Origin of the sequence: Marinimicrobium sp., assembly GCF_002695945.1 — a bacterium.
Lineage (GTDB): Bacteria > Pseudomonadota > Gammaproteobacteria > Pseudomonadales > Cellvibrionaceae > Marinimicrobium > Marinimicrobium koreense.
Genome location: NZ_NZQP01000033.1, coordinates 58,075 through 64,539, shown reverse-complemented (window position 1 = coordinate 64,539; position 6,465 = coordinate 58,075). Strand labels below are relative to the sequence as shown.

At 59.2% G+C, this 6,465-nt stretch carries 8 protein-coding genes; all 8 read left to right on the top strand.

Annotated elements, in window-relative coordinates:
- Nucleotides 1-271 precede the first annotated feature (271 nt).
- The 8 genes from ruvA (at nt 272) to pal (ending at nt 6,465) form a co-directional block, all read left to right on the top strand.
- Complete coding sequence (gene ruvA, locus CMG77_RS08170) at nt 272-886, top strand: Holliday junction branch migration protein RuvA (protein WP_286806875.1); 615 nt, start codon at nt 272-274, stop codon at nt 884-886.
- Between the two features lie 244 nt (nt 887-1,130).
- Nucleotides 1,131-2,153, top strand: a complete 1,023-nt coding sequence (gene ruvB / locus CMG77_RS08165) for a Holliday junction branch migration DNA helicase RuvB (RefSeq protein WP_024459684.1) — start codon at nt 1,131-1,133, stop codon at nt 2,151-2,153.
- Between the two features lie 4 nt (nt 2,154-2,157).
- Nucleotides 2,158-2,616: a tol-pal system-associated acyl-CoA thioesterase gene (gene ybgC, locus CMG77_RS08160; RefSeq protein ID WP_123636967.1), complete on the top strand. Its 459-nt coding sequence runs from the start codon at nt 2,158-2,160 to the stop codon at nt 2,614-2,616.
- A gap of 25 nt (nt 2,617-2,641) precedes the next feature.
- On the top strand, nt 2,642-3,313 hold the full coding sequence (gene tolQ / locus CMG77_RS08155) for a protein TolQ (RefSeq protein ID WP_414673700.1): 672 nt from the start codon (nt 2,642-2,644) through the stop codon (nt 3,311-3,313).
- Nucleotides 3,314-3,331: 18 nt separating this feature from the next.
- Complete coding sequence (gene tolR / locus CMG77_RS08150; RefSeq protein WP_024459687.1) at nt 3,332-3,760, top strand: protein TolR; 429 nt, start codon at nt 3,332-3,334, stop codon at nt 3,758-3,760.
- Nucleotides 3,761-3,770: 10 nt separating this feature from the next.
- Nucleotides 3,771-4,565, top strand: a complete 795-nt coding sequence (tolA, locus tag CMG77_RS08145) for a cell envelope integrity protein TolA (RefSeq protein WP_123636969.1) — start codon at nt 3,771-3,773, stop codon at nt 4,563-4,565.
- Nucleotides 4,559-5,863 carry a Tol-Pal system beta propeller repeat protein TolB gene (tolB, locus tag CMG77_RS08140; protein WP_123636970.1) on the top strand — a complete coding sequence of 435 codons (1,305 nt, stop codon included), beginning with the start codon at nt 4,559-4,561 and terminating at the stop codon, nt 5,861-5,863. Before tolA ends, tolB begins: the two co-directional genes overlap by 7 nt.
- An 83-nt stretch (nt 5,864-5,946) precedes the next feature.
- Nucleotides 5,947-6,465, top strand: coding sequence for a peptidoglycan-associated lipoprotein Pal (gene pal, locus CMG77_RS08135; RefSeq protein ID WP_123638815.1), 519 nt, complete (start codon nt 5,947-5,949; stop codon nt 6,463-6,465).

Sequence of the window (6,465 nt, the reverse complement as noted above, 5' to 3'; positions counted from 1 at the left end):
ATGTCGGATTACGCTTCGCTAATCCGACCTACGACTGAGCAGAACGCGCAAATTATTCTCTGCAGCGCTCGGAGGTCTGGTGTGGGGTAAGGGGTTCCCCCGTAGCGGGCCGGACTGGCTGGAGAATCCGACCTTCTGGGCACGGCGGGCTCTGCCCGGTAGCGGACCAGACTTGTTGATTCAGCAACAGATCAGAATAGACACAGGATGGCGGATGCGGGCTTTCGCCCTTATCCGCCCTACGAGTTACACGAATGCACCGGGGTAAAGTATGATCGGACGCTTACGCGGCACATTGCTCGAAAAACAACCGCCTCACCTACTGATAGACGTACAGGGCGTGGGGTACGAAGTTCAGGCGCCCATGACTACCTTCTACCGGCTGCCCGAACTGGGAGCCGACGTCACGCTCCACACCCACCTGGCCATCAGCGAAAGCGCCCACCAACTGTTCGCCTTCGCCGACCAGCGGGACCGGAGCCTGTTTCGCACCCTGATCAAAGTCAACGGCGTCGGCCCCAAAATGGCCATCGCCATCCTCTCGGGCATGGAAGCCGACGACATCGCCCGCTGCGTGCGGGAAGACAAAGTCTCCGCCCTGACCAAAGTGCCGGGAGTCGGCAAAAAAACCGCTGAGCGGCTGGTCATCGAGCTGCGCGATCGCCTCAAAGGCTGGGAACTGCCCCGGGAAGACTTGGCCGGAGACCTGCTGCCTGAACCGGAGACCTCCAGAGACGATCATCAGGAAGAGGCCGAAAGCGCGTTGATTGCCCTGGGTTACAAGCCCGCCGAAGCCGCCCGCATGATCAGCGCCGCCGCCAAACAGGACCCGGCCGCCGGCAGCCAGGAACTGATCCGCCTGGCGTTAAGAGCCCTCAGCGTATAGATAATGAGCCCTCAGCGTATAGAAAAATAGCCCTCAGCGTTTAGGACGAAAACATAACCGAGTGCCGGTGAACCTTTGCGGGACCGTTTGCCGCAGGGATAGCGGCAACCGAGCCTACAGGGAGGTATTTACGGCGTGTCCCGCAAAGGTTTACCGGCACTTGGCCACAAATTAAGCCTCAATAGAGCCCCTCCCGTCCGGTCTGATAGACTGTGCTCCGGATTGTGACCACTGAGTAGTTCCCATGATTGAAACCGATCGCCTGATTGATGCGGCACCTCGCGAGCGCGAAGACGTGATCGACCGCGCCGTGCGCCCCAAGGCGCTGGCCGACTACATTGGCCAGCCCGCCGTGCGCGAGCAGATGGAAATATTTATCGGCGCGGCCCAGAAACGGGGTGAAGCGCTGGATCACACCCTAGTGTTCGGCCCGCCGGGCCTGGGTAAGACCACCCTCGCCAATATCATCGCCACCGAGATGGGGGTCTCCCTGAAAAGCACCTCCGGCCCGGTGTTGGAAAAGGCCGGTGATCTGGCCGCGCTGATGACCAATCTGGAGCCCGGCGATGTACTCTTTATCGACGAAATTCATCGCCTGAGCCCGGTGGTGGAGGAAATTCTCTACCCGGCCATGGAGGACTTTCAGCTCGATATCATGATTGGTGAAGGGCCTGCGGCCCGCTCCATCAAACTGGATCTGCCGCCGTTTACCCTGGTGGGGGCAACCACCCGGGCCGGCCTGTTGACCTCGCCGTTGCGGGACCGATTTGGCATTGTCCAGCGCCTGGAGTTCTACTCCGTAGCGGATCTGACCCGCATTGTGCTGCGAGCGGCGGAGCTGATCGGGGTCAATATGGAAGAGTCCGGTGCGGTCGAAGTGGCCAAGCGGGCGCGAGGCACCCCTCGGGTGGCCAACCGCCTGTTACGTCGGGTACGCGATTACGCAGAGATGCGTGGCGACGGTGTGGTGACCTCGGAAATGGCCGATCTGGCCCTGAATATGCTCAAAGTGGACGAGCGTGGTTTTGATCATATGGACCGCCGCCTGCTGCTGGCGCTGATGGACAACTTTGATGGTGGCCCGGTGGGTATTGAAAGCCTGGCTGCCGCCATCAGTGAAGAGCGGGGCACCATCGAGGACGTGATTGAGCCCTACCTGATCCAACAGGGGTTCATGGCACGCACGCCTCGCGGCCGTATTCTCACCGCCAATGCCTATCTGCACTTCGGAGTGGATTTACCAAAGCGCCTCAGGGAGAGTGACTGACACTATGAGCCTGATTTCAAGCCGGAGTGAGACGGAGGTCTCAGAGTCAGCCTTGGCGGGTGAATTTTCCTTGCCGGTCAGGGTCTACATCGAAGACACCGATGCCGGAGGGATTGTCTACTACGTGAACTATTTAAAGTTCATGGAGCGTTGTCGAACCGAATTTCTGCGCCAGTTAGGGTATGATAAGCCGGCCATTCTGGATGACGGTCTGCTGTTGGTCGTACACAAGGCCGAGGTGCAGTACCATCGCTCCGCCCGACTCGATGACGCGTTGCGCGTGACCGCGCGGATCGAGAAACTGGCGCGCACCAACGTGGTTTTTCACCAGTCCGTCTGGCGAGGGAACGAACTGTTGTGTGACGGTCTAATCCGGATTGCCTGCGTGTGCGGTGAGAGTTTCCGCCCGCGTCCGATTCCAACGGAAATGCAGAAAAAAATCGCATCCACTACTGAGAGCTGATGATCTTATGCCTCAAGAAAATAACATGTCCATCTGGAGCCTGGTGGCTGAAGCCAGTCTGCTGGTTCAGTTTGTCATGCTGCTCCTGTTTCTCGCCTCTGTCATCTCCTGGGTCATGATCGTCCAGCGGGGGTTGTACCTGCGTAAGGCTCGTGGCCTGTTTCATGGATTTGAACGGCAGTTCTGGTCCGGCATTGACCTCAACCAGTTGTACCGTCAGGGCAATGGTAAAACCGCTGAGGGGGCCGAGAATATTTTCCGGGCCGGCTTCAAGGAGTTCACTCGCCTGCGTCAGCAGAGCGGAGCCAGCTCCGAAGCGGTGATGGAAGGCAGCCAGCGGGCCATGCGCGTGGCGCTTTCCCGCGAGGAAGAAAAGCTGGAGCTGCACCTGCCATTTCTGGCCAGTGTCGCCTCGGTCAGTCCCTATATCGGACTGTTCGGCACTGTGTGGGGCATCATGAATTCATTCCGGGGCCTGGCCAACGTCCATCAGGCGACCCTCGCCACGGTCGCACCGGGCATTGCCGAGGCACTGGTGGCTACCGCCATGGGGCTGTTTGCGGCGATTCCCGCGGTACTGGCGTACAACCGCTATTCGGCTCGCGCCGAGGCCATGCTCAATTATTACCATACCTTCGCGGAAGAGTTTTCGGCCATCCTGCATCGGCAGGTCCACAGCAAACAGGTTTCATCCTGATCAAGCGAGGTTGCCGACATGTCTCCGTTTGGGCGTAAACCCAAAAAGAAGCCTCTGGCTGAAATCAACGTGGTGCCCTACATCGATGTGATGTTGGTGCTGCTCATTGTGTTTATGGTGACCGCGCCGCTGCTGATGCAGGGCGTTCAGGTCGAATTACCTCAGGCGCCCTCCGAGCCGCTGGAAGACGATGACGTAGAGCCGTTGATCGTGTCCATCAAAAAGGACGGCACCTACTACATCAACCTGGGCGGGGATCAGGAGCAGGCGCGCCCGCTCGCGGAGATCAAGGAAACGGTCGGGAAGGTGCTGCGCCAGAAACCCGAAACCCCCGTGCTGGTATGGGGCGATCAGGAAGTGGGCTACGGCTTGGTCGTGCAACTGATGACCGAGCTGCAAAGTGCCGGGGCTCCCTCGGTGGGGCTTGTCACCGAACCGCCACAGTGATCACAGATTTATGACCCTGAAGGCTTATACACTTCCCCTGTTGATCAGCCTCTCGCTGCACGCTCTGGTGTTCGCTCTGGTGTTTTCGACCTGGGACGCACGCCCGGAGCCGCGTGATGTACAGCGGCCCCGTGTGGTTCAGGCCAAGGTGGTTGAGTATACGCCCAAGAGTCAGCGTCAGGCGGAACAGCAAGCGGCGCAACAGAAAGTGATTGATATGCGCCAGCGCCAACAGGAGCGTGAGCGCCAGGAGGCCGAACGTCGCCGCCAGCAGGAAGAGGCTCGTAGGGCGCAGGCACAGCGAGAAAAGCGCGAGCAAGAACAGCGGGCGCAGGCGGAAAAGGAGCGCCAGGAGGCTGAACGCCGACGTAAAGAGCGGGAAGCCGCCGAGCAACGGCGCCGGGAGCAGGAGCTACAGGCCGAACGCGAGCAGCTGGAGCGTCAGCAGCAACTGGACCGCGCCCTGGCGGAAGAAGCCGAATTTTTTGAGGAACAACAGGCCCAGGAAGTGGCTCAGAGCTACGTCGATGTCATGGCGCAGCGCATCGAAAACAACTGGAGCCGGCCGCCGTCTGCCCGCATGGGTATGCAGTGTGTACTGGAGATTCAACTGGTGCCCACGGGGCAGGTGGTCAACGTTACGGTCGTGGAGAGCAGCGGGAACAGTGCTTTTGACCGCTCGGCAGAGCAGGCGGTCAAGCGTATCGATCGCTTCGAGGAGATTCAGGGGATGCCTTCCCACGTGTTTGAAAGTCAATTTCGCCAGTTGCGGCTGGTGTTTAAACCAGAGGATTTGAGATTGTGAGACAGTGTCTGGCATTGGTCGTTTTGTGGGCGCTGTGTTTGGGAGCCCAGGCGCAGCTGACGATTGAAATCACCCGCGGGGTGGACAACCCGACCCGGATTGCGGTGGCGCCTCTGGAAATAGTCGGTGGTCCCGGCCTGCCGGAGGACATCAGCCGTATCATTGAAGATAACCTGCGTCGTAGCGGGCAATTTGCTCCGATAGCCCGGGAAGACATGCTGTCCTTCCCGCACCGGGAGCAGGATGTGCACTTCCGCGACTGGCGGGTGCTGGACGCCGAATATCTGATTGTCGGGCGGGTTGAGAACGTCTCAGGCCTTTATCAGGTGCATTATGACCTCTACGACGTGCTCAACCAGCGCAAAATCCTCAGCAAACAGATTGTCGAGGGCTCTGAACGACAGTTGCGGGATATTGCCCATGCGATCAGTGATCGTGTCTACGAGTCCTTGACCGGGATTCCCGGGGCGTTTTCCACCGAAGTGATCTACGTCGAGGTACTGCGCAATCGAACCCAGGGAGGAGAGGTCAACGATACCTTTCGCCTGATGCGCGCCGATGCCGATGGTGCCCGTCCGACCATGTTGCTCGAGTCCGACCAGCCCATTCTGTCGCCGGTATGGTCCCCCGATGGACGCCGGGTGGCCTATGTGTCGTTTGAAACCACTCGTCCGGCCATCTTTGTGCAAAACCTCGCTACTGGGGAAAGAGAGCAACTGACGGACTTCCAGGGGCTCAATGGTGCGCCGGCCTGGTCGCCGGACGGCAAGAAGCTGGCTCTGACCCTGTCGAAGGACGGCAACCCGGAAATCTACACTCTGGATATTGACTCGGGAAATTTCACCCGCATGACCCAACATTTTGCCATCGACACCGAGCCGAGCTGGACTGCCGATGGAAAAGGCATTATTTTTACCTCTAATCGGGGTGGAAAACCCCAGATTTACCAGGTAACGCTTGCCAATGGTCGTGTGGAACGCTTAACCTTCGAGGGTGATTACAACGCCAGGGGGCGCATCTCCCAGGACGGTCGCACCATGGTGATGGTGCACCAGCGCAATGATGTGTTCCACATTGCCGCACAGGATCTTGAGACCGGAACGCTGCGCATCCTGACAGAGACGTACCTGGATGAATCACCCAGCATTGCGCCAAATGGTGCTATGCTGATTTATGCGACGCGTCGCAACGATAAAGGTGTCTTGGCGGTAGTGTCGCTGGACGCCGGAACACGCTATTTTCTGCCTTCCGAGCAAGGGGATGTGCGAGAACCCGCCTGGTCGCCCTATTTCGACTAGGATGTGGGAGTCGTAAGCTGGTTTGTAAACCGCCCATCGGGCGGACTTGAGAAGATCAACAACTGATGATGGAGTCACACATGATGACCAACGTAAAAAAGCAGGGTTTGAGTCTGGCGTTTGTACTGGCGTTTCTGGCCGGTTGTTCGAGCACCGACACCACCGATGACAGCGATAGTGCCATGGGCGCAGATGGCCAGGCCGGCAGCGGTGTGACCACCGGCACCTCGGACCGTGACGGCGTCAGCTCACGTTCCGGAGACAGCGACGACATGGAAGAGCTGGACACCATTATTTACTTCGACTTCGACCAGGCGACCCTCAAGCCGGAAGCCCGTGCCTTGTTGCTGGCCCACGCCGAGCGCCTGAAAGAGTCTCCGGCAGATGTTCGTCTGGAAGGGCATGCCGACGAGCGCGGTTCGCGCGAGTACAACATGGCCCTGGGTGAGCGTCGTGCCAACGCCGTGCGTGACTTCCTGGTACTGCAGGGTGTGCGTCGCAGCGACCTGGAAGTGGTCAGTTACGGTGAAGAGCGTCCCCTGGCCATGGGCAGCAATGCCAGCGCCTGGGAGAAGAACCGTCGCGTTGAGATCAAATACTGA